Annotated in this window: 25 protein-coding genes and 2 pseudogenes; 16 read left to right on the top strand and 11 right to left on the bottom strand. The window is 55.4% G+C overall.

Features of this window, described 5'->3' with window-relative positions; translation table 11 throughout:
• A partial coding sequence (gene rlmM / locus B2Y33_RS23075) for a 23S rRNA (cytidine(2498)-2'-O)-methyltransferase RlmM (RefSeq protein WP_288633499.1) occupies positions 1-896 on the bottom strand: 896 nt, incomplete at its 3' end.
• A gap of 225 nt (positions 897-1,121) precedes the next feature.
• On the opposite strand from rlmM, the gene acnA reads away from it, so the two are divergent.
• Together acnA and B2Y33_RS23065 are read left to right on the top strand one after the other, a co-directional pair.
• On the top strand, positions 1,122-3,863 hold the full coding sequence (gene acnA, locus B2Y33_RS23070; RefSeq protein ID WP_027916559.1) for an aconitate hydratase AcnA: 2,742 nt from the start codon (positions 1,122-1,124) through the stop codon (positions 3,861-3,863).
• 235 nt (positions 3,864-4,098) lie between these two features.
• Positions 4,099-5,664, top strand: a complete 1,566-nt coding sequence (locus B2Y33_RS23065; RefSeq protein ID WP_027916558.1) for a methyl-accepting chemotaxis protein — start codon at positions 4,099-4,101, stop codon at positions 5,662-5,664.
• A gap of 52 nt (positions 5,665-5,716) precedes the next feature.
• On the opposite strand, the gene B2Y33_RS23060 is transcribed toward B2Y33_RS23065, so the two are convergent.
• From B2Y33_RS23060 to B2Y33_RS23040, 5 genes are all read right to left on the bottom strand, one after another.
• A complete protein-coding gene (locus tag B2Y33_RS23060) occupies positions 5,717-6,598 on the bottom strand; it encodes a pseudouridine synthase (protein ID WP_206406051.1) in 882 nt (293 codons plus the stop codon).
• 52 nt (positions 6,599-6,650) lie between these two features.
• Positions 6,651-6,959: a hypothetical protein gene (locus tag B2Y33_RS23055; RefSeq protein WP_027916556.1), complete on the bottom strand. Its 309-nt coding sequence runs from the start codon at positions 6,957-6,959 to the stop codon at positions 6,651-6,653.
• A gap of 65 nt (positions 6,960-7,024) precedes the next feature.
• A complete protein-coding gene (locus tag B2Y33_RS23050) occupies positions 7,025-7,456 on the bottom strand; it encodes a D-Ala-D-Ala carboxypeptidase family metallohydrolase (RefSeq protein ID WP_111475721.1) in 432 nt (143 codons plus the stop codon).
• Between the two features lie 122 nt (positions 7,457-7,578).
• Positions 7,579-7,815 carry a glutaredoxin family protein gene (locus tag B2Y33_RS23045; protein WP_027916554.1) on the bottom strand — a complete coding sequence of 79 codons (237 nt, stop codon included), beginning with the start codon at positions 7,813-7,815 and terminating at the stop codon, positions 7,579-7,581.
• A 72-nt stretch (positions 7,816-7,887) separates the two neighbouring features.
• Positions 7,888-9,096: an ammonium transporter gene (locus B2Y33_RS23040; protein WP_206406050.1), complete on the bottom strand. Its 1,209-nt coding sequence runs from the start codon at positions 9,094-9,096 to the stop codon at positions 7,888-7,890.
• A gap of 303 nt (positions 9,097-9,399) precedes the next feature.
• Here B2Y33_RS23040 and B2Y33_RS23035 point away from each other — a divergent pair, with 303 nt between their 5' ends.
• The 6 genes from B2Y33_RS23035 (at position 9,400) to B2Y33_RS23010 (ending at position 13,562) form a co-directional block, all read left to right on the top strand.
• Positions 9,400-9,714, top strand: coding sequence for a DUF883 family protein (locus B2Y33_RS23035; protein WP_027916552.1), 315 nt, complete (start codon positions 9,400-9,402; stop codon positions 9,712-9,714).
• Positions 9,715-9,723: 9 nt separating this feature from the next.
• On the top strand, positions 9,724-10,098 hold the full coding sequence (locus B2Y33_RS23030) for a phage holin family protein (protein ID WP_023533670.1): 375 nt from the start codon (positions 9,724-9,726) through the stop codon (positions 10,096-10,098).
• Complete coding sequence (locus B2Y33_RS23025; protein ID WP_027916551.1) at positions 10,095-10,427, top strand: hypothetical protein; 333 nt, start codon at positions 10,095-10,097, stop codon at positions 10,425-10,427. Before B2Y33_RS23030 ends, B2Y33_RS23025 begins: the two co-directional genes overlap by 4 nt.
• 90 nt (positions 10,428-10,517) lie before the next feature.
• On the top strand, positions 10,518-11,849 hold the full coding sequence (locus tag B2Y33_RS23020; RefSeq protein WP_027916550.1) for a deoxyguanosinetriphosphate triphosphohydrolase: 1,332 nt from the start codon (positions 10,518-10,520) through the stop codon (positions 11,847-11,849).
• Positions 11,850-12,127: 278 nt separating this feature from the next.
• The gene (locus B2Y33_RS23015; RefSeq protein ID WP_206406049.1) at positions 12,128-12,691 is read left to right on the top strand and encodes a response regulator transcription factor; all 564 of its coding nucleotides are present in this window, start codon (positions 12,128-12,130) and stop codon (positions 12,689-12,691) included.
• A 253-nt stretch (positions 12,692-12,944) separates the two neighbouring features.
• Entirely contained in the window at positions 12,945-13,562 is a 618-nt protein-coding gene (locus B2Y33_RS23010) for an FRG domain-containing protein (RefSeq protein ID WP_312026826.1), read from the top strand.
• A 292-nt stretch (positions 13,563-13,854) separates the two neighbouring features.
• Here B2Y33_RS23010 and B2Y33_RS23005 read toward each other — a convergent pair whose 3' ends face one another.
• Complete coding sequence (locus B2Y33_RS23005) at positions 13,855-14,355, bottom strand: hypothetical protein (protein WP_206406048.1); 501 nt, start codon at positions 14,353-14,355, stop codon at positions 13,855-13,857.
• Positions 14,356-14,674: 319 nt separating this feature from the next.
• Here B2Y33_RS23005 and B2Y33_RS23000 point away from each other — a divergent pair, with 319 nt between their 5' ends.
• The 3 genes and pseudogenes from B2Y33_RS23000 to B2Y33_RS22990 all read left to right on the top strand — a co-directional run bounded on the left by B2Y33_RS23000 (position 14,675) and on the right by B2Y33_RS22990 (position 16,597).
• On the top strand, positions 14,675-15,004 hold the full coding sequence (locus B2Y33_RS23000) for a hypothetical protein (protein WP_206406047.1): 330 nt from the start codon (positions 14,675-14,677) through the stop codon (positions 15,002-15,004).
• A 203-nt stretch (positions 15,005-15,207) separates the two neighbouring features.
• Positions 15,208-15,378, top strand: a pseudogene (locus B2Y33_RS22995) (integrase); the annotation flags it as partial.
• Positions 15,379-15,745: 367 nt separating this feature from the next.
• On the top strand, positions 15,746-16,597 hold the full coding sequence (locus B2Y33_RS22990; RefSeq protein ID WP_206406046.1) for a hypothetical protein: 852 nt from the start codon (positions 15,746-15,748) through the stop codon (positions 16,595-16,597).
• A gap of 500 nt (positions 16,598-17,097) precedes the next feature.
• Here the strand turns inward: B2Y33_RS22990 and B2Y33_RS22985 are convergent, their stop codons facing one another.
• Positions 17,098-17,412: a hypothetical protein gene (locus B2Y33_RS22985; RefSeq protein WP_206406045.1), complete on the bottom strand. Its 315-nt coding sequence runs from the start codon at positions 17,410-17,412 to the stop codon at positions 17,098-17,100.
• A 123-nt stretch (positions 17,413-17,535) separates the two neighbouring features.
• Between B2Y33_RS22985 and B2Y33_RS22980 the strand changes: the two genes are divergently transcribed.
• From B2Y33_RS22980 to B2Y33_RS22965, 4 genes are all read left to right on the top strand, one after another.
• On the top strand, positions 17,536-17,757 hold the full coding sequence (locus B2Y33_RS22980) for a helix-turn-helix domain-containing protein (protein WP_241195003.1): 222 nt from the start codon (positions 17,536-17,538) through the stop codon (positions 17,755-17,757).
• 50 nt (positions 17,758-17,807) lie between these two features.
• Positions 17,808-18,017, top strand: a complete 210-nt coding sequence (locus tag B2Y33_RS22975; RefSeq protein ID WP_206406044.1) for a hypothetical protein — start codon at positions 17,808-17,810, stop codon at positions 18,015-18,017.
• A gap of 107 nt (positions 18,018-18,124) precedes the next feature.
• Positions 18,125-18,835 (top strand): recombinase family protein, encoded by a 711-nt coding sequence (locus B2Y33_RS22970; RefSeq protein WP_206406043.1) that lies wholly within the window; start codon positions 18,125-18,127, stop codon positions 18,833-18,835.
• A 373-nt stretch (positions 18,836-19,208) separates the two neighbouring features.
• Positions 19,209-19,655, top strand: coding sequence for a hypothetical protein (locus B2Y33_RS22965; protein WP_206406042.1), 447 nt, complete (start codon positions 19,209-19,211; stop codon positions 19,653-19,655).
• Positions 19,656-19,714: 59 nt separating this feature from the next.
• On the opposite strand, the gene B2Y33_RS22960 is transcribed toward B2Y33_RS22965, so the two are convergent.
• From B2Y33_RS22960 to B2Y33_RS22950, 3 genes are read right to left on the bottom strand one after another with little or no spacing between them, the layout of a single operon-like run.
• Entirely contained in the window at positions 19,715-20,479 is a 765-nt protein-coding gene (locus tag B2Y33_RS22960; protein ID WP_206406041.1) for a hypothetical protein, read from the bottom strand.
• 32 nt (positions 20,480-20,511) lie between these two features.
• On the bottom strand, positions 20,512-21,165 hold the full coding sequence (locus tag B2Y33_RS22955) for a hypothetical protein (protein WP_241195004.1): 654 nt from the start codon (positions 21,163-21,165) through the stop codon (positions 20,512-20,514).
• 27 nt (positions 21,166-21,192) lie between these two features.
• Positions 21,193-22,770 (bottom strand): recombinase family protein, encoded by a 1,578-nt coding sequence (locus B2Y33_RS22950; RefSeq protein WP_206406040.1) that lies wholly within the window; start codon positions 22,768-22,770, stop codon positions 21,193-21,195.
• Between the two features lie 47 nt (positions 22,771-22,817).
• Between B2Y33_RS22950 and B2Y33_RS22945 the strand changes: the two are divergent.
• Positions 22,818-22,904: pseudogene (locus B2Y33_RS22945) on the top strand (DNA-binding response regulator); the annotation flags it as partial.

The raw sequence follows: 22,904 nt of genomic DNA, 5'->3' as shown, positions 1-22,904 counted from the left end.
AGGTTCACCACCGCCTCGCGGCACAACCCCTCCCCCAACCACGTCTCGATCAACGCCGTCGTCCGGGCCGGTTTCTCGACGATGTCGCACACCATCCAATCCACCGGGTGCTTGGGCTGCCACGTAAAGCCATCGGCCATCAAATGCTGGACCAGCCCCGTGTCCATCAGGCTCTCGGCCATCGGGCCATTGTCGATGGCCGTTACCAGCATACCGCGCCGTACCAGCTGGTACGTCCACCCACCCGGCGACGCACCCAGGTCGACACCGGTCATGTCATCGCCCAACCGCTGCTCCCATTGCTCGCGTGGGATGAACTGATGCCAGGCCTCCTCTAGCTTCAAGGTCGAGCGACTGGGCGCTTCACGCGGGAATTTCAAGCGGGGAATGCCCATCGGCCATAATGCACTGTTGTCAGCCAGAGCCTGACCGACGAACACCCGGCGGCCACTGATGAACGTCAGCAACAGACGCGGGCGACTCGAGTCGTCCACCAGGCGACCGGCCTTTTCCAGCGCCTTGCGCAACGGCGCTTCGAACTTGCGGCAGAACGTCGACAACTCCTTGCCCTCGTTGCTGTCGAGCACCTCCAGCCACAGGCTGCCGAACACCGGCTGGTCCGCCAAGTGCGCCAACAATACGCTGATGCGATCGCTCTCGGGCAGCTCGATGAACGCGCCACGCGCCCACTGCCTTGGGAAAATCAGCTGATTGAACCGCACCGCGTGCATCAACCGATCGGCACCGCCTTGCTCGCTGCAGACGAACTCGGCGCTGGCGCTGCCAGGCTTGCCTTTGGCATAGCCGGCAATTCCCAGGCGAGCGGCATGTTCACTGATTTCGGCGCACACCTCACCCTCGAAGCCGGGCCGGCAATGCATGAACAGGGTTTCCATCTCTTACTCCACTACGGCTGGCGCGACACAGGCGCCGGCAGGGCGGCGATGATAAAGGAAGATCGGAACCTGGGACATGCCCCGCTGGTCCAGAAAAGGGTCAGGTCAGGCAAACAGGACTAACCTGACCATTCAGTCGGACCCGTGCCGTGCGGGCCTGTACACAGCGGTGCTACCGGCAGCCCTTCGAGACGTTGCCGGGCACCGGCTCAGAAGGAGTTGGCAATGCCCTCGCTCGATAGCCTGAATACCCTCACGTCGCTCGATGTCGGTGACAAGACCTATCACTATTTCAGCTTGCCGAAAGCTGCTCGACAGCTCGGCGACCTGCAGCAATTGCCCATGTCGCTGAAGGTGCTGCTGGAGAACCTGCTGCGCTGGGAGGACGGCAAGACCGTCACCGGTGAAGACCTGCAAGCATTGGCCCAGTGGCTCGGTGAAAAGCGCTCAGACCGTGAAATCCAGTACCGCCCCGCGCGGGTACTGATGCAAGACTTCACCGGTGTGCCTGCGGTGGTGGACCTCGCCGCCATGCGCGCGGCCATGGCCAAAGCGGGCGGTGACCCCCAGCGCATCAACCCGCTATCGCCCGTGGACCTGGTGATCGACCACTCCGTGATGGTTGATCGATACGGTACACCGCAGGCCTTCGGCGAGAACGTCGACATCGAGATGCAGCGCAATGGTGAGCGCTATGCGTTCCTGCGTTGGGGCCAGAGTGCCTTCGACAATTTCAGTGTGGTACCGCCTGGAACTGGCATCTGCCACCAGGTGAACCTCGAATACCTGGGGCGGACCGTGTGGACCCGCGAAGCCGACGGCCGCACCTATGCCTTCCCGGACACCCTGGTCGGCACCGACTCCCACACCACCATGATCAATGGCCTGGGCGTGCTGGGCTGGGGCGTGGGCGGCATCGAGGCGGAGGCTGCCATGCTAGGCCAGCCGGTGTCGATGCTGATCCCACAGGTCATCGGCTTCAAGCTCACGGGCAAGCTGCGCGAAGGCATCACCGCCACCGACCTTGTCCTGACGGTCACCCAGATGCTGCGCAAGAAAGGCGTGGTCGGTAAGTTCGTGGAGTTTTATGGTGACGGTCTGGCCGAGCTGCCCTTGGCTGACCGCGCCACCCTCGCCAACATGGCTCCAGAGTACGGTGCGACCTGTGGTTTCTTCCCGGTCGATCAAGTGACGCTGGATTACCTGCGCCTGTCGGGTCGCCCTGAAGCGACCGTGCAACTGGTCGAGGCCTATTGCAAGGCCCAGGGGTTGTGGCGCCTACCTGGCCAGGAGCCTACCTTCAGTGACACGCTGGCGCTGGACATGAATGACGTCGAATCCAGCCTGGCGGGCCCCAAGCGCCCACAAGACCGGGTTGCGTTGGCCCAGGTCAAGCAGGCCTTCGAGCAGTTCGTCGAGCTGCAACCCAAACCTGCCGCCAAGGAAGTCGGCAGGCTCGAGAGCGAGGGCGGAGGGGGCGTTGCCGTGGGCAATGCCGATCAGGCGGGCGAAGCCGACTACAGCCATCAAGGCCAGACCCATACGCTGCGCGACGGGGCCGTGGTCATTGCGGCCATCACCTCCTGCACCAACACCTCCAATCCCAGTGTGATGATGGCGGCTGGGCTTGTGGCCAAAAAAGCCCTCGAGAAAGGTTTGCAGCGCAAGCCATGGGTTAAAAGCTCGCTGGCACCGGGGTCCAAGGTAGTCACCGAATACTTCGACGCGGCCGGTCTCACGCCCTACCTCGATGAGCTCGGGTTCGACCTGGTCGGTTATGGCTGCACCACCTGCATCGGCAACTCAGGTCCGCTGGACGAGCCTATCGAAAACGCCATCAGCAGCGCCGACTTGACCGTCGCCTCGGTATTGTCCGGCAACCGCAACTTCGAAGGCCGCGTGCATCCACTGGTCAAAACCAATTGGCTCGCCTCACCGCCCCTGGTCGTGGCTTATGCACTGGCTGGCAGCGTGAAAGTCGACCTGACACACGACCCACTGGGCACTGACAAGCAGGGGCAGCCGGTCTATCTGAAGGATATATGGCCTAGCCAGCAAGAGGTGGCCGAGGCTGTGGCCAAGGTGAGCACAGCCATGTTCCACAAGGAATATGCCGAAGTGTTCGCAGGCGACGAGCAATGGCAGGCTATCGAAGTGCCACAGGCTGCCACGTACGTGTGGCAACCGGACTCGACCTACATTCAACACCCGCCTTTCTTCGAAGGCATCGAAGGACCGGCGCCGCGGATCACCGATATCCACAGCGCCCGCATCCTGGCCCTGCTGGGCGACTCGGTGACGACCGACCACATCTCTCCGGCCGGCAACATCAAGGCCGATAGCCCTGCGGGTCGTTACCTGCGCGAAAAGGGCGTGGAGCCTCGCGATTTCAATTCCTACGGGTCACGGCGCGGCAACCATGAAGTCATGATGCGCGGTACGTTCGCCAATATTCGCATCCGCAACGAGATGCTTGCAGGCGAAGAAGGCGGCAATACCGTGCATGTGCCAAGCGGCGAGAAGCTGTCGATCTACGACGCCGCCATGCGCTATCAGGAGCAAGACACGCCCCTGGTCGTGATCGCCGGCCAGGAATACGGCACAGGCTCCAGCCGCGACTGGGCTGCCAAGGGCACGAACTTGCTTGGCGTTAAAGCAGTGCTGGCCGAAAGTTTCGAGCGTATTCACCGCTCCAACCTGGTTGGCATGGGCGTGCTGCCGTTGCAGTTCAAGGCAGGCCAGGATCGTAAACAGCTTGGCCTGACAGGCAGAGAGCAGATCGATATCACTGGCCTAGAAGGGACGGCCATTGTGCCGGGCATGAGCCTGGCACTGACCATCACCCGCGAAGACGGCACGAAGGAGCAGATCGAAGTGCTCTGCCGGATCGACACCCTCAATGAAGTCGAGTACTTCAAGGCGGGTGGGATCCTGCACTATGTGCTGCGTCAGTTGATCGCCGCGTAGACCCCGCGAGGGTGCCAGTCTGCGCGCAGGCTGGCACCCTCTTCCCAAGCGGGCATTGCTAGCCCATGCCACCTCAAGGTACTCATGTAGAACCCCGTGCGAACCAACGGCGAGCAACTGCCAGTAGCTCACCCGTACCTGCCATGCACTGCCATGGATCAACCCCTGTAAATATCCCCTCAATAATCCGCGCACCGTGCCGATACCAGTCCAAAGCCCTGCGGACATCCTAGCCATGCGCAACAACCAGCCCATTACCCAGAGAGAACGGACTTTCCCTGCCAAGCAGCGGTTGATTTCCACCACCAATGCCAAAGGTGTGATCACTTACTGCAACGATGCCTTCATCGAAATCAGTGGTTTCACCCGCGACGAATTGATGGGCGCAGCGCACAACCTGGTGCGTCATCCTGATGTGCCGCCCGCCGTGTTTGCTCACATGTGGCAGACCCTCAAGCAGGGCCAGCCCTGGATGGGCATCGTCAAGAACCGCTGCAAGTCGGGTGACCACTATTGGGTCAACGCGTATGTCACACCGATTTTCGACAACAACCAAGTCGTCGGCTTCGAGTCGGTGCGCGTCAAGCCCACCGCTGAGCAGATTCGTCGTGCCGAGGCCCTGTACCTGCGTATCAACCAAGGTAAACCGGCAGTACCGCGGCGTGACCGGTGGCTCCCCATCTTGCAGGACTGGTTGCCCTTCATCCTGATCAGCCAGATCGGCTTTCTGATCGGCAACTGGCTTGGACACTCATGGGGCTTTGCCTTGGCAGCAGCGTTGTCTGTCCCCCTGGGCCTGCTTGGGCTGACCTGGCAACAACGTGGGCTCAAGCGCTTGTTGCGCCTGGCCGAGCAGACCACGTCCGATCCGCTGATTGCGCAGATGTATACCGACAGCCGCGGCGTGCAGGCGCGCCTGGAAATGGCCATGCTCAGCCAGGATGCCCGGATGAAGACCTGCCTGACACGGTTGCAGGATAGCGCCGAGCATCTGAGCGATCAGGCCCGTCAGTCCGACGAGCTGGCGCATATGAGTTCATCAGGCCTGGAACGCCAGCGCGTGGAAACCGAGCAGGTCGCTGCCGCAGTGAACCAGATGGCTGCTACCACCCAGGAGGTGGCCAACCATGTGCAACGCACCGCCGATGCGACCCAGCAGGCCAATCGCTTGACTGGCCAGGGCCGTCAAATTGCCGGAGAGACGCGCGCAGCCATCGAACGCCTGTCGGCGGCCGTTGGAGAAACTGGGCAGACCGTGACGCAATTGGCCAAGGACAGTGACGAGATCGGCGGTGTGGTCGATGTCATCAAAGGCATTGCCGACCAGACCAACCTGCTGGCGTTGAACGCCGCCATCGAAGCGGCACGGGCAGGCGAAATGGGCCGGGGCTTTGCCGTGGTTGCCGACGAAGTGCGGCAGCTGGCCCAGCGCACGGCTGAGTCGACCGGGCAGATTCACGGCCTGATCGCCAAGCTCCAGCAAACCGCCAGCAACGCCGTGACGACCATGGAAAGTGGTCACCGCCAGGCCCAGGAGGGTGTCGATCGGGTGATGCAGGCTGACGAGGCGCTAGTGGGCATCAGTGAAGCTGTGGCGAACATCACCGACATGGCCACGCAAATTGCCGCTGCGACCGAGGAGCAGACTGCGGTAGCCGACGAGATCAGCCGCAACATCAGCACCATTGCCGACCTGGCCGACCAGACGGCCGAACAGGCACAGCATTCGGCGGTGTTGAGCGAGGCCCTCAACAGCACGGCGGGTAGTCAATATTCACTGGTTGAGCGTTTCAACCGCTAGACCTGACAGCCTGCGAGGGGTCGGCATCGCCGGCCCCTCGTATTGACCAGCGCTACCAATCAAGCCGCAGTTGGGTTTCGAAATGGCGAGTTTGCCCGGTCAACGGGTCATCGAAGCGCAGACTTTGCGCCAACAGTTTCAGCGGCCGTTGATAGTCATCCTGACCCTCGAGCAATGACGGATAGAACGGATCATTGCTGATGCCCGCCCCCAGCGCAGCCATGTGCACCCGCAGCTGGTGCGTCTTGCCCGTGATGGGCGAGAGCTCATACCGCCACTGCTCCCCGTTCTTTTCCAATACGCGGGCGTGCGTCTCGCTGTTGGTCGACCCCTGCACCTCATGCATGCGAAAGAACGGCTCTGCGTGTTCCAGGCGGCTGCGGTGCACCAATGGAAACACGTGTTGCTCAAGGGGGGCAGCAATGGCCTGGTAGCGTTTATCGATCCGCCGCTCTGGAAACAAGCGTTGGTAAGCGCTGCGTGACTCAGGGTTGGCTGAAAACAGTACCAGCCCGGCGGTGTGCCGATCGATACGGTGCAGGGGCACCAGGTGCGGATTGTCCAGACGATGAATGAGACGGCGTAGCAAGGTCTGCTCCACGTACTCACCCCCCGGCGTCACCGGCAGAAAATGGGGTTTGTCAGCCACCACCAGGTGTTCGTCCACATGCAGTATCGCTTCCTGCACGGGAATCACACGCTCGTTGGGTACCTCGCGAAAATAGTGCAGGCGCAGGCCGCGCTTATAGGGATGATTTGCCGAAATAGCCTGGCCGTCGGCGCTCAGCACACGCCCCCGGGCAAAACGGTCCACCCACTGGCTACGGTCGATGGCCTTGAAGTGATCGCACAGGCAATCGAGCACCGTAGCCCATTGACCTGGGGGCAGACATACCGTGCTGGCTTGCAGTCGGGCGGGGTCGAATGAGGTCATCGTTGGGCTCGGAACCTGGCTTGGCGGCGTATTATCCTTCAAGCCCCGCCGATCAGCCAGCCTGGGCCAGCGACTCGCTGCGCGCCTTGAGCCAGCGCAGCACCTGAACAGGCTCCCAGCGGCTGGGGTCGTACAGCGCATACACCAGCCCTTCATAACCCACCACATCCAGTCCTCGGTGATAGCCAGCCCGCTGAAACAGCGCCTCGACCTCGGCGAAGCAGGTATTGAAATGCACCTTGCCGAAAGGCGTGCGATCATCGGTGACCAGGCCTTCAAACCGAAGCTCCAGGACAGCGTCGGCCACCCTGTCGACGGGCATCCGGTTGACGCTGTACTTCAATTGCTCGACGTTGAGCATGGACTCACCCTAATACTGTATTTATGTACAGCATACGAATATCCTTCCGTTGCCGTCAATCGATGTCATACCAGCCCAGGCAGGTAACCGTCCCCCCCGCGCAAGGTGAGTACCTGTCGGCGTGGTACGCCATGGGTCACGGACAGATGCACCCATTTGTCGAATTCCAGTATGAGCTGATCGAATGCGATCAGGCTTGTGCTTATCCGGCGCGCCGTGTCCCTGGGGGATAGCCCGCTGACCGTAAAATCAGCGGCAAGCCCTTGCAGGTGCTGACTACTGGCGGCGCCACCCACTAGCCGATTGAGGTGCTCGCTGCGATAGCCGCTGCTGATGATGATCGGCGCCGCGAGCAATCTGCGCACCTGCTCAAGGGTGGTGCAGAGCATTCGAAGGTTGTCGATGACCGGTTGCGGTGGGGTGTTGTCCAAACCTTCCCGAGCGGCGACCCGAGAAACGATCATTTCATCGAGCGTAAAATGTGGAGTGAGCAACATGGCATAGAGGTCCGATGGCGATTGGCGAGGTCGGCACCAGAGGCTTGGTAGGTGCCTGGACGCGATCATCGGACAGGCGCCCGCTGCAATGGAGCAGGGTCACGGCTCCTATAGAGGGTTGATTACCTCAGGAAGGCCGCTACTTGATCGGCATCGAACGGCCAGGCTAATTCAGCCTCGTTATCGCAGCGGCGCAGGACGGGGATGACGAGACCGTAGCGTTCAAACAGCGCTTCGCTCTCGGCGATGTCGACCAACTCGACCAGTAACCCATGGTCGACGAAAGGCATCAGCACGGCCTCCGCCACCTCGCACAGATGGCATCCCAAGGTGCTGAACAGCTGGCATTCTGGCAACATGACACGCATCCCCAATGGCTTTCGCAGGTCATTATTCTAGGCCGCACTGCCGATGCCTGCACCTCTAGCCTGTCAGTCCTGGCTTGTGGCACCTATGCGATGCAAGGACAGGTCAGCCCCTTCGAACTCCTGTTCGTGACTGAGCCGCAACCCCAGCACCTTGCGGATCGCGCCGTAGACCGCCAGGCCGCCGATCAGTGCCACCCCTACCCCGGTCAACGTTCCCAATAGTTGACTCCAGACGCTGACCCCACCCAAGCCACCCATCCAGACCTGGCCAAAAACGCCGCAGGCGATACCGCCCCACACCCCACACAACCCATGCAGGGGCCAGACACCCAGGACATCGTCGATCTTCCAGCGATTCTGCGCAGCGGTGAATGCCCATACGAACACCGCTCCCGCCACCAGACCCGTAGTCAGCGCGCCCACGGGATGCATGAGGTCGGAGCCTGCACAAATGGCGACCAGCCCGGCCAGCGGGCCGTTGTGCAGGAAACCCGGGTCGTTGCGACCGACCAGCAAGGCGGCCAAGGTGCCGCCGACCATGGCCATCAATGAATTGATAGCGACCAGGCCGCTGATGCTCTGCAAGGTTTGCGCACTCATCACGTTGAAGCCGAACCAGCCGATGATCAGTATCCAGGAGCCCAAGGCCAGAAAAGGGATACTCGATGGCGCAAACGCGACCAATCGCCCTTCACGGTAGCGCCCGCGCCTGGGGCCCAGCAGCAGGACCGCAGCCAGTGCCAGCCAGCCGCCCATGGCATGCACCACTACCGAGCCGGCAAAATCATGGAACGGCGCTCCAAAGTGCTCATGCAACCACCCTTGGACACCGAAGTTGCCATTCCACACCATCCCCTCGAAAAACGGATACACCAATGCCACGATCAACGCCGTGGCGCACAGTTGCGGTGCAAAGCGCGCTCGCTCCGCGATCCCGCCCGAGATGATCGCCGGTATAGCCGCTGCAAACGTCAGGAGGAAAAAGCATTTGACCAGGCTGTAGCCGTTATCGATAGCCAGTGTGGCAGCAGGCTGAAAAAACTCGACCCCGTAGGCTACCCAATAACCGATGAAGAAATAGGCAATTGCCGACACGGCAAAATCGCTCAGAATCTTCGACAGTGCGTTGACTTGATTCTTGTAGCGCACGGTGCCGACTTCAAGAAACGCGAAGCCGGCGTGCATGGCGAGTACCAGAATGGCGCCTACCAGAATGAACAACGTGTTTGCACCGTTGACCTGAGACTGCATCGCGCTTGATGTCATATCCATGAAGCAAAAGCACCTGTCGGCACCATTAACGCTCAGTCGAGGCTCACCCTGCACCGATTCGGTGCCAGGCAAGGCGGGTTGGGCGCTTGCCACGAATGGATGGACGCTGTATCTGGCAGTCTGGGCATTTTGGGTTAATGTTTAGGCATGGCGGTGGGTACACGCCCCGAAGCGGCGCAGTGCATTCAACAGATGCCCTGCAACGATGCAAAACTTAAGCAAAGCCTGTACCAGTGTGGTGACTTGAACCTTCCAGCAGCCACGTCACTCGAAGTACCAACATCAACCGACAGGGAGAGACACATGGCCAGCAATTCGGCAAAGCATGCACAAGATGTACTGATGGCTGACTTCCAGGCACTGGTCCGCGACACGGAGAAGCTGCTGGCCGATACCGCCAACTTGGCAGGTGACCAGGCGCAAGCGCTGCGCGAACAGATGCACGAGCGCCTGGCGCAGGCACGCGAAACGCTGGAAGTCACACAGGAATCGCTGCGCGAACGCAGCCAGGAAGCACTGGGCAGCGCCGAGCAGTATGTCCAGGAGAAGCCCTGGCACGCCATTGGGATCGCAGCCGGCGTGGGCCTGGTGATCGGCCTGCTGGCGAACCGTCGTTGAGGGGTTTTCATGGACAATGACGCCATCGGCACCGGAGCCACCGGCAAACGGCTCGGTGCAGCTGTTCTGGGGCTGCTACACAGCCATATAGAACTGTTCGGCATCGAACTGCAGGAGCAGAAAGGACGCACACTACGCCTGTTGCTGTTCGCAGGTCTGGCACTGGTTTTCGCGCTGCTGCTGTTGACAGCGCTTTCCGGGTTGGTGCTGGTTTTGCTCTGGGACACCTACCGCCTGGCCGGCATCATTGGTCTGTGCGTGTTTTATGGACTGGCAGCGCTGTATTGTGGCCTGCGCCTCAAGAGCGCGGTGTTCGACGAGTCCTCGCCCTTCCACTCCACGCTTGAGGAACTGGCCAAAGATCGGGAGCGCCTTCTGCCATGAACCTGCCTGACTTGCCCAATACACGTAACCCGCGGGAACTGCGCAAGGCGCTGCTGCGCTTGCGCATGGAAATGCACCGCCAGGAAATCCGCCATGAAACCGGCCAACTGCTCGAACCTGTACGGCGCATACGCGGCATGGGAAGCTCGCTGCATGCCGGGCTCGGCATCAAGCATGCGCCACTGTGGGGCATAGGGGCGGTAGTGGCCATGGGCTTTTTGACTGGCAAGGGTGTTCGAAGTGGTGGCCTTCCCCGCCTTGTGCGCCTGGGTGCCAGTTTGATTCCCCTGGTGAAGCTGTTCATGCAGAGCAACCGTCGGCGCCGGTAACCCACACCTCACGCCGCGTCAGGGATTCATCGCGCACAGGAACCCCTGACACGGCGTATGCTCGGCTCTACCCCTTCAGGAGACTGCGCCTTGGATTGGCATACCCTGCTCACCCGCGAACGCCTGGGCAAAGCGCTATACAGTGCTGAAGAATTGGGGCGCAGCCCTTTTCACAAAGACCATGACCGCATCATTTTCTCCGGCGCTTTTCGTCGTCTGGGGCGCAAGACCCAGGTTCATCCTGTCACCAGCAACGATCATATCCACACGCGCCTGACGCATTCGCTGGAGGTGAGTTGCGTAGGCCGCTCGCTTGGCATGCGCGTTGGGGAAACGCTACGTACGAGCCTACCCGACTGGTGTGAACCGAGTGATCTGGGCATGGTGGTGCAGTCAGCCTGCCTTGCCCATGACATCGGCAATCCCCCCTTCGGACACTCCGGCGAAGATGCCATCCGTCATTGGTTTCAGCAGGCCGCCAATCGTGGTTGGCTGGACGACATGCGCGACGATGAACGGGCTGACTTCCTCAATTTCGAAGGCAATGCCCAAGGCTTTCGGGTACTGACGCAGCTGGAGTACCACCAGTTCGATGGGGGCACCCGCTTGACCTATGCCACCCTCGGAACCTATCTCAAGTACCCCTGGAGCGCTCGTCATGCCGATGCCCTGGGCTACAAAAAGCACAAGTTCGGGTGTTACCAAAGCGAATTGCCTCTGTTGGAGCAGATTGCGAGTCGTCTGGGCCTGCCCCAGGTAGATGATCAGCGCTGGGCACGTCATCCCCTGGTGTATTTGATGGAGGCTGCCGATGACATCTGCTATGGCCTGATCGACCTGGAAGATGGCTTGGAAATGGAGCTTCTACAGTACGCTGAAGTCGAAGCGCTGCTACTCGATCTGGTGGGCAACGACCTGCCAGAAACCTACAGGCAGCTCGGTCCAGGTGACTCAAGGCGTCGTAAGTTGGCGATCCTGCGCGGCAAGGCGATCGAACATCTGACCAATGCGGCGGCACATGCCTTCGTGGAACAGCAAGATGCACTGCTTGCCGGCCAGTTGACCGGCGATCTTGTCGAGCACATGCACGGCCCCGCCAAACGCTGTGTACTGCACGCCAAGGCGATGGCGCGGAACAAGATTTTCCAGGACAAGCGCAAAACGCTTCACGAGATCGGTGCCTACACCACGCTGGAGATCCTGTTGAACACCTTCTGTGGCGCCGCATTGGAACAACAGGGTGGCCGCACGCCCTCGTTCAAGAGCCGCAGGGTGTTGGATCTGCTCGGCAACAATGCCCCCGACCCCCATGGTTCGCTTTATCAGGCCTTCCTGCGCATGATCGATTTCATAGCCGGGATGACGGACAGTTACGCCACCGAAATGGCACGGGAGATGACAGGTCGTTCCGGTCCTGCCTAAACACGCCTGGAAAGTCGCCGACCTTCGCCTTCAAACGGTCCAGTAGGGAAAACTTTACTTCAGATTCAACCAACGCTGGACACTGAGTTGAAACCCTAAACATCAGTTAACAAACAAGGTTTGACTTTAGCTATTAATGCAATTGTACGTAAGTAGTTTTGGTTAAGTTTGTAGGCCATTTCCTATATACGGTTATTGAGCCGCCCTCGCATTACTTGCCGCTTTCAACTGGGTTAAGGTGCCAACCGTCACCCTCATTGAAAGCAGGGAAGTAGAACATGTACTCCATATTCATCGTCGACGACCATCCGGTGATCCGGCTGGCAGTGCGCATGCTTCTGGAAAATCAGAATTACACAATCGCTGGCGAATCGGACAACGGCGTGGACGCCATGCAGATGATCCGCGAAACCAATCCAGACTTGATCATCCTGGATATCAGCATCCCCAAGCTCGATGGCCTGGAAGTGTTGGCAAGGTTTCAATCCCTGGCAATGCCACAGAAAATCCTTGTGCTGACCGCGCAGTCGCCAGCGCTGTTCGCCGTGCGCTGCATGCAATCAGGGGCGGCGGGCTATGTCTGCAAGCAGGAAGACCTGAGCGAACTGCTCAGCGCGGTAAAGGCGGTATTGGCTGGGTACAATTACTTTCCCAGCCAGGCCATGCAGCCTCATCTACCTGTTGACAACGACTTGCAACTTCTAAGCACTGTCAATGATCGGGAACTGATGGTTCTTCAACTTTTTGCACAAGGGCGGACCAACAAGGAGATTGCAAAGGGCATGTTTCTAAGCAGCAAGACGGTCAGCACTTACAAGCAACATTTTCACATGTACACCTGAACTAATGCAAGCTCGGGAGGGCGGGCTGTGGAGCGGCACGCCGGGTGCTATGCAAGGAATTGCCTCATAGGCAGGGGTAAACGCGAAATCAGCCAGCCTCTTTGAGATAGGCTTCCTCCTCTGGCTCACTGGCATGTGAGTAGGAATTTGCCAACTTGACACCTCAACGGCGACTCACAACACTGGCCGGCATTGACACAGGAGGGTCAATGATGGGAGCCCACATGAGTTTCATTTCGATACAGCACGCGAGCTGCTGGACTGGGTTAGCCCTCTGAATGAGATATGGGATGCTGGTACGTTCATTTTTAGGGGCCAACCTAGCGACAGGTATAAGCTCACTCCGTCCATCTGTAGACGTGGCCCCGGCACGTTTGCATATGGCTCATTAATGAGGGCTTTCGCTTACACGGTTAGAAATCAAGTTGAGTATGAGCTTGAAGTGCTCAGCAGGTTTCTAAGCGGCTGCGATCGGTCAGGTCTTATCGTGCCGGGCTACACCGAACAGATAAAGAGAAAGCTTGCCAATCGGCGTGGTTCGTTTCTGAGTGCTGGCGACCCTTGGCCACAACAGAGCATGTATGAAATCATGGCCGTTCCTCAGCACTATGACGTACCTACACGCATGCTGGACTGGACTGAGCGAAGCTTTGTTGCTTGCTACTTTGCCGCTGCATCTGCCAATTTTGAATTGAATGATGGTAATGAGCGAATAGCCATATGGGCATTGGACACAAGCAACTCTGATGCTTGGGATACTGTTTCTATCATCAGGACTCCGGGCGGCACAAGCAAAAACCAAGCAGCCCAATCTGGCTTGTTCACAACTTATAAAGTGAAAGACTATAGCTTTGAAAAGTACTCACCTTAGAGGACGTACAAGAAATCTACGGTGGTGGCGCCACAGCTAGATCACTTTTTAAAATCACTTTACCGGTTGACCAAGCACCTGATCTCTTAATCCTCTGATCTAAGCTTGGCGTGGATGGTTCTACGTTGTTTCCGGGTTTTCATGGAGTGGCCAAAAGCGTGCGGGACTGGGCTAGTTTAGAGATTGGAGTAAGACCATCACAATCACTGCTGGATGACACCAAAGCAGCCACTTATGGTGACGACTGATCACCAGACAAAAAATGCCCGCTCTAGGCGGGCTCTCTTTATAATCAAAGCTCTGACATTGGAATAGGTTTTGGTGCAACAGCAATACACACGCGCTCCAAATGCCCTGCCACCTCTAGCACATCCATCCTAAGCACGCCGATAGCGTTTGTCTCATAGCCATATCTGCCGTCAAAGAAGTATCCAGCAAACTCCTTAAGCTTCTGCTTGAGGGGCAAGAGAGGTTCAAGCTCCTGCGATGCTTCAAGAATGAGTTTTTGATAGTTGGCTGGTATCTTGTCAAACAGCTTATCCAATTCATGCCCCCTGCTAGCTGACACGCCACCTTGATACATCTGCAATCCGTTAGGGAAAGCGATATCAAGGGGCTTGCTATCATCTTTGGCAAGGAACGACTTTAAAAACAGCTCCATTGAGAACCCAGCAAGAACACATGCAGGACGCCACTGCCCCACATCACCATGCTCAACAATCAGCACAGCAGCTTTGAGATAGGAACGTCCTTCCTCGATGATCTCCCAACTTGGTATTGGTAAGAATGGCATTGCAACTCCGACATAGACTCTTTGTTATTGACGCTAGATTACCACAAAAGAAAAACCACTCATAGATGGCCTATTACGGGCGCTGGAGGCGACCTAAATCCGTGTGAGGGAACATGTTACCCTTATACTAAAACACCCTCTAAACGTCTTACAGGAGCTTGTAGCTAAGGGAGATTGGCTATCATTTGACCATCCGCAGGAAGCAACACAATCTACGAGAAAAAATCAACGTCCGCCATTGAAAAGCTATCGTGCAAGCCTCATATAGGGATCGCACCGTAATTTGCGGTTAACGAAACACAATGAAAGGATGCGACAAATGATTAGAGTGATGCTATCTCTGGACCTAGTAGGAGCAGAGGAGAAGCGAGCCGACCTGTACGGCACCTTGGAAGACGCCGGATGGAAGAAAGCCAGAAATGTAGACACCGTGTGGGTCAAGGAATTTCGGAACTACTCACCAAATCTAGATGAAGATCGACTTAAAGAGCTTAGAGGCGAAATCGCCACTCCGTTTATCGCAGCGTACAAGAGCCTCAAGCTTAGCAAGGTGTACTACGTGGCTCAGATTGGTAACGAATGCGTTATCAGTCGCGAAGTGGAGACGCGTGGCGGCAAGCTTATGGCTTACGCTCAAAGCGTATTCTAGTTCTAAGCTATGGTCCAGAATCCGGTGAATCAATACCACCGGATTTTAGCACGCCATAGGACTAGAATTGCCTGTGCTCGGTGTACTTCGCTTTATGCACCAAGTTTAAAGGCAAGACGCTGAGGCAGATGGTCGAGCCGGACACCACCTTAAAGACCATTACTGCCGTGACGATGAACGAACGCCTGAGCAAGCTCACCGCCTCAAAATGGTTTGGCCGCCACACCTTCATCCATGACCTGCGTGATGCTGGCGTGCAGGACTCGTTAATCAAACGCATGATGGGACATGAAGACACCTCCGTAACCTTCGGCATCTACGGTAGCAGGACCCCAATTAGAGCAATGGCGGAAGCATTGAGGCATATAAATTAACCTTGGAAAACCTATCAAAAACCTAGGTTAAACCTTGACCCCCACACGACCTTTTCCTGACATGCGCTATGCAACGCTCAATGTTTACGGGACGGATATGCTGTCTGGACTAAGCAAAAAGCGTTTCCCACCATGAAAAACAGTTTCTGAAAAAATCAGCCACGTCAACCGCCGCTCTTGACCGGCTGTCGCTAAATGCGTATAATCCGCCGCCTACCCAGTAGGTAGACAGATAGCTTAGAAGCCTCCACTGCGATCACCAAATTGGTGCCTTGCAAGGGGGCTTTTTAACGCCTGTAATTCACCAAACCTAACCGGCACAACCCGAAAGGAACTGCCTATCGAAATGAACTAGAGGAGATTACGAATGCAGCACCCATCCTTTTTGAATTTTCCTGCCAGCTCGGCCAATGACGAGCACGCTCAAGCACCAGCCCTCACGCCACGAGCACCGGCCACCACTGCGTCCACGCTTGAGGAATGGGCAGTACAACTGCGCCGTGAGGGAAAATCTTACGCTGCAATCATTGCAGCCACTGGGCTTCCTGAGCGTAAGGTAAAACTGCTTGTAAAAGATGTACCAAAGGAAATCTCCACCCCGTTTAGCAGGTCAGTGAGTCGTGTATACGAACTCGCAACTCGTGCACAAGGAGTCAAAGACCATGAGCTCCGAGGCATTCTGCACGAAGAATACGGCTGCAAGTGGAACACTGTGGAAGGGCGCTATGAGAGCTCATTCGACGACAGCGTAATCAAGCGTGTAAGGAACAAGGTTCGTGATCGCTCAGGTACAGACGGCACTCAGCCTGTTTTCGTTATGGATTGGGTCGACGACCAAGCACCTACTGCAAGTCGTCTTTTCCTTGAACAGGTAGCATTGAGCCTGATGGCTCGTGTCGATGAAGCCGTCAACGAATTCATGGAGCTCCACACTGTTTGTGCCTCAGATGACAGTGAAGGTGCTGACTTGGCTCAACGAAAGCAAGTGTATGCTGCTAGGCAGCACATCCTGAAGCTTGTCAGCGGACTTGGTACAGAGCCAACGGCGAAGCTCTTTGAACGCACAACCAAGGTCACAAATGCACTTCAGGGTACTCCAGACCATGAAGCGCCATTGGTGCGGAATACTGAGGATAGACGCCAGATGCCAGAGCCGACTGATGCTGATCACTTCCTTGATTTCGCTGAGTCACAGGGATGGCTGGCAGCAGCCAACTGACTCCTGCCACACGCATGTCCGAACGGCGCCCACCATATGTATAGGGTCGGACATCGGACAGCACGCAACATGACCGACAGGTCTAAACCAAATGCGTTTGACTCGGGGATAAAATCCCTTACCCCTATTGCGCAAGCAATGAGTTGTACACCAGGAAAACAAACAACAAAGCTGTCTCAAATGAAAACAGCTGTCATTTTTTAGCTGACGCTAACGGCCAAGCGTACTAGTCCAACCAATAACATGGTTGGACAACAATTCAAGCAGCTTAGAGCTACGCTCTGATCGTGCAAAACTCAATCCTGCGGATCATATATCGTGCACAGGAACAGCGTCAGCTGTGGAAGAAGCGGATTAGTAGATTTGGGGGTGATTTTTGTTTCACCCCCTCTACACCGTTAGGTGTCCACGGTCCTGACCTACGGTCAGCTACAGAGCAACCAGCGGAAAGCTTGCCGCTTTTGGTTCGGAGCAATTGGCTTCACCTCATCAGGTGAAAGCTACTTCATGAGCAGGAACAATCCCACACTCACTGCGATAACTGTGAAGACGAAAATCTGGTCGTTTCTACGTTTGCTGGCTGCTTCGTCAGCCGCTACCCTTTGATAGGTTTCAACATCGCTCAGACCCTGTACCTTGTAGTCGAGCACATGGCTCATCTGTTTCTGTATCCGTGCATTGTGCTTGCTGTTACTTCCCGCAACCAGTAGCCAGACGATCAGCCACAGGCCGAACGTTGGAATGCATAGAAGCAGATGCAGCACGTGATTGGTCGTCTTCTTCTGGCTGGCCAATACGAAAAGCTTTTCATTCATAGATGATCCGTCCTGAAATGATTACGGTTGTCCACCGATATGTGGAGTTCTGCCTAATGTATCACTTGGTGTGTCATCAGTCAGTGTGTTCACGATCAGGGTGCATCAAATCATCATGCAGTGATGCAGACAAACCAACACCTACGAAAAGCCTTTGGCCAAAGAATCCGCGACCTACGCAGCAGTCAAGGCTTCAGCCAAGAAGCATTCGCTGACAAATGCGGCTTTGTCCGTACCTACATGTCCCGCATCGAGACAGGCACAGCTAACCCCAGCCTTGAAGCGGCCAAGGTGCTTGCTGACGGCCTGAGCATGTCCCTTTCCGAGCTTCTTAAGGGTCTGTAACCAGTCAGATCGACGCTACACTCAGACTCGACCCCTCATAGGACTACTTCATGGACGACCGTATCTCAGTCACTGCTGACACGCTGGAACTACTGCACCTCAATCAGCAAGCACTTCGTGCCGGCCTTGAAGAGTTGTCGCTATGGATAGCCCAACGGGGCTCAACCACCGTGCACGACAACATGCTGAGCATTCTGCACACCCTCGACACCAACGCCGAAGCCATCGCGTCAGGGATAGAGTCCCTGCGGTCAACGTAGAATTCACGATTTGTCATTTGCTTAGACGAACGTATGCCCAATTGACAATCTACTGTCATGAGCTTTACAGTGCTCTCACACACAGTGAACGCAGTGAGTGCACCACCATGATTAACGTCGTCGCTTACATCCGAGTTTCTACCAAGGGCCAAGGTGAATCTGGCTTGGGCTTGGATGCACAACGCGACTACATCCAACGTGCAGCACATGCAAACGGCTGGAAAGTCATTGGTGAGTATGTGGATGTGGTAAGCGGCAAGCTCGCCCTTGAGGATCGTCCAGAAGGTGCAAAGGCACTGGCAGCGTGCAAACTGCACAACGCTCAATTGCTGGTAGCGAAGCTGGATCGTCTTTCCCGATCCGTGCTGCACATCGCGCAACTGATGGAGCAGGTTGATTTCAAGGTGGCCACCATGCCACAGGCAGACAAGTTTCAACTCCACCTTTTCGCAGCCCTTGCCCAACAGGAACGGGAGTTCATCGCCACCCGTACAAAGGAAGCTCTGAAATCACTCCAAAGACGTGCAGACGCTGGTGATGCAGTCGCCCAGCAGAAGGTGGCCAATCGTGCAGAAGCTCAAGCCAAGGGCCGTGCAGTGGCTGATATCACAACCGCCAACAATGTGCGTATGTCAAATATCGAGAAGTACCAAGAAACAATTCGCCCTCACCTTGAATCCTGCCTGTACAACAAGATTAACACTCTCCAGTCTGTAGCAGATTGCCTCAATAGAAAGGGCCAACGCACTCCAAGGGGCAGTGATTTCACAGCCACATCTGTAAGGCGCCTGATGTTGGCCCTCAACGTTTCGTTCTAAAGGGCAGGTACTTAGGCGCTCTACCTAAGCGGATTCGCTCTAAGCCACGGATTACGTGCCATCCAGCCGTTTCGGCTGACACGACCTTCCACTTTGAGTATGAGCCACACTGAAAGGAAGCCCAACGGCACCCCCTGCCTAGTTATTTTTGGTGCCCTTTGAGTCTTTCTGGTTGACGCTGGTGATTCGTGCTTGATAGCTCTCCCAATACCCCTATTATTTTTTAAGCCAGAAGCTCAAGGATTGCTCAATGTGCCCTATTCTAGCGGCGGGCGGGAGGTTTTTCACACACAATTCTCAGAAAATTTCATTTACATTCTAGCTTTCTCATTCTAGAATCAGCTCACACAACGTATTCTAGAGGCGTAACAGAATGGCTTCCAAGCGCATTGAACCACCAGAAGGTCTTCTCGCAAATCTCAAAGACGGCCAGTCTTGGAATTACCAGCACGGCTATGTGCAATCCAAGATTAACAAGGCACAGAAAGAGGCTCTGCTAGCCGACTTCTTCACTAGTGGCAAGGAGTCTTTGACATTTCTCAAGGAGCAATCTAAAGCAGGTGTAGCAGTACCACCATACGCCACTTTCAGACTTTGGGTCGTCGTAAAGGAAGTTAATGCCAGTGGTGACAGCACCAAAACCAACCCACCCATTGCCATCCCCAACACTCCTAACGCTATCAAGGCAGAGATAGCACGATTGCAGGGTGCCTACAAGAAAAGCCTACAATCCAAGATTGAACGCCTGAAATGTGATATTGAGAAGATGACACAGGACCTGCAAGAGGCTGAGAAGGAGCTGGAAGAAATTCCCGCCTGAAACCGATATAATGTATAAGCCCGCCTTGAGCGGGCTTTATCATACTCAGAATACAGTCATCACTCATTGTCTGTGAGATTGATATGATCTCTCATAAGCTGAAAGAATCGGTTGCTTTCTGCTGTTATCGGCTTCACATCCCAAAGCGTATCATAGTGCTCACCAACAATCTGACGGCTTTTATTTAAGTCATGTCCCTTGCTGTACTCAGTTTTCAATCGTTCGCTAAACTCAGCACAAGACATTTTAAGTTCAGCAGCTCCATGAGCCATCGTAAGAATTCTGTGCAAGCTCTCTGTCAATGCCGGTTGGAAATAAACTGAAAACAAGGCAAACGTACCACCCAGCTCGACTATCAACCCTCGAAAGTCAGAATACAGCTTTGCCGCCTTGTCTTTGTGCTCAAGGTGCATATCCCAACTCGCCTTCTCCAACGCCTCATTCTCTTTATCATGAGCCATTTGTGCTATGGCAGCATTCATCTCACTATTAGACGAGTGTATTTGATAGATGTTAATGATGTCAGTTATCTTAGCCACGTTAACCACAGCTTTCTTGAAAGCTTCCACCTTCAACTTTTCTACCTCCTGCATTTGCAGGTATCGCTGTTGTGTCTTCCAGATACCAGATTTGTAAAGCTCAAGCTGCTTGGCATACTCAACCTTCACTTGTTCAATTTTTTTCGTAATCTCGGCTATGTCTTCTTTCGTCGCCAGATTCTTTCCTTTTTCACCCATATAGCCGGGGAGATAAAATTTTATCAGCCAACCTACGATGGCTATTGAAATGAACAATGCCAAATCTGCAGCCAAGTGAATATCCACTACCCACCCTCTCCCACTTAGAAAAGGACTAATTACTGCATATCTTCCAACAACTTCTTAGTGATCACTTCCTGCTGGATCCAGCTAACAGTAATCTGAATCAATAGCTTGAGGTCTTTGATATCCTTATCCACCCACTTTCTGACGTAATGGGTTTCATCATTCCCCAGCCAAATCGCACGCTTAGCACACTGCTTTATGTTTTCATTAGTCACAAAGCCTTCAATCACCTGTGCGACTGGACGCTTCTTAACGTCATCTTCTTTATCAGGATGCTGTGCAACACAGTAATCCTTGATGAGATATTCCAATGACTTCCGGTATCCCACCCCCGCAACCTCATCCAAGCCGTACTCTTCTGCTTGAGTTGCTTGAATAAAAATCTCAGCAAACCGGGGCGATATATCCTTCACCTCTGGAATAATTTCAACTGCCTTGGGAGTACGCGGCATTAGTGTTTTTAAGTGATAGACCCCCTTCATCGCTTCATGCCTATAGGTGGCTATGAACATTTTCTTACATGTAACCTTTGGACATACAAAAAGAGCATCTACTTCCTGCTGAGTACTACAATATGAACCGCTTACAAACTGGGGGTTAATACCAACATTACAGATCGGGCAAAAATCAGGAAACACAGAAACGTTTATAATCGCGTTACCGCCATTGATTAGCATTTTTCCCATAATACCCCCCACTAGAACCTAGAAAATTTACTCCCACCGCGATTGCATAGCCTCTGGATCGTCAGCATCCCACTCAGACTCACTGCCTTCCCCAACAGGCTCCCAGTGCATCCAATCTTCACCATCATCCACATAGCTCACCTTGGAAACAAGCAGCTCTGTGTCACCCCACATGAGTTTGTATTTATCTTCCTTCCGATTAACTCCAACGTAACGATACACTGTGCCAGATTCAGAAGTGCTTAGCCTACCATCAGAATAGATTGTGATGGTGTACCCAGCATTACGAAGCATGGCAGCAAGACGCTGGGGGTCATTTCTCTCAAGGTCTTCCACCCGGCCTTGCACTCTCCACATGTTTGGCGGACGCTCTACAGTGGCTTTAAGGATTGCCAATTCTCGCTCAGCGGCCTCCCTTTCTCCATGCAGTGCCTGAATCTGACTAGCCACCTCTGGAATCTTAATCGAGGCACTGAAAGCAGAAACCATAGTCTGAATCCCTTTCGACAGTTCTAGGATTTTGGCCTCAGCCGCGATGATGGCTTTCTCATTAACTCCGCTGCGCTCTTTTGCCACCAGCCTATGCGTTGCAGACTTTGACGTTCGCTCGTAAACAGCATCAATAACCGTCTTAGGAATCACTTTCTTGTTATCACAACCTTTCAGCTCCTGCCGCTTTCTGCACCGCATACTCACCTGCACACCCTTGATCGTGCGCATGATGAAATTGCCTTCACAGCTACCACACTTCACAAGCCCAACGTAAAAATGCGTGGCTGTCTTGGCCGGTGGTGCAGTCTTACGCCTCTCCCCCTCAATCTGTGCGAGGTGGTAAAGGGATTGGTCAATGATTGGCTCGTACACCTCAGACCCGTTCCAACGCCCTATAGCAACCTCATTACGAAGCCAGCCCTCCACACCCGGTCCAGAGGTTTTAGCCAGTGCAGGCACACCAGATTCACGCATACGCTTGGCAATCACAGCCTTACCAAGCCCTGATGTGTAGAGCTCGAAAGCCACCTTAATCTGCTCAGCAACCTCTGGAATCACCACACCCTCAGAAGTGAGCCATACCGGCGTATGACGCTTCGGGGTTTTGCCTTCTTCCTTAGCAAGCCTACGACGCGAATCATACGAACCCTTTAGCCGACGACTCAGGTTATCGCTGTACTGGCGAGCAGCTTGAATCTTGCCAACCAGAATGTAGATGTGTCCGCCTTCATTCAGGCTCGCCTCTGTGAAAACTATTCCGTCCTCTAGGGTAATGATCGACACCCCAGCTCTCAGGATAGGGCTAACGATGGTGCTCAGCATTTCCAACACAGGAAGACGCCCAGTGCGGTCGATAGCCTCCACCAACACGGCATCCCCGCTCTTGATCACCCCTTCCTCTACCGCCGCCAGCAGCTTTGCAAAGTCGCCGCCTTCCTTGATGTGATCGCCCTTCCAAGCACTCTTACCCAAGTCTTGATAGGTCTCAACGTGCAGGGAATATTCAGGGTGCAGGGATAGCCAGTTGGCCAACATCACCTTTTGCCGCTCAAGGCTGCTACCCCTCTTCTGACGGGCGCTGGAGAAACGTGCGTAACTGAATGCGGTAGGCATGGCGCCCTCTCGAGGAAGCTTGGGCACCAATTGTAAACATGTGTATCACCTACAAGAAACGCCTCATGCACAAACTCGAAGCCAGCACGCTGGTCGACCTGATCGACATGGCCAAGCGCAACGCACTGGTCTGA

The organism is Pseudomonas sp. UBA5666, assembly GCF_002420785.1.
Classification (GTDB): domain Bacteria; phylum Pseudomonadota; class Gammaproteobacteria; order Pseudomonadales; family Pseudomonadaceae; genus Aquipseudomonas; species Aquipseudomonas fulva.
This window is presented reverse-complemented; position numbering and strand designations above follow the sequence as displayed.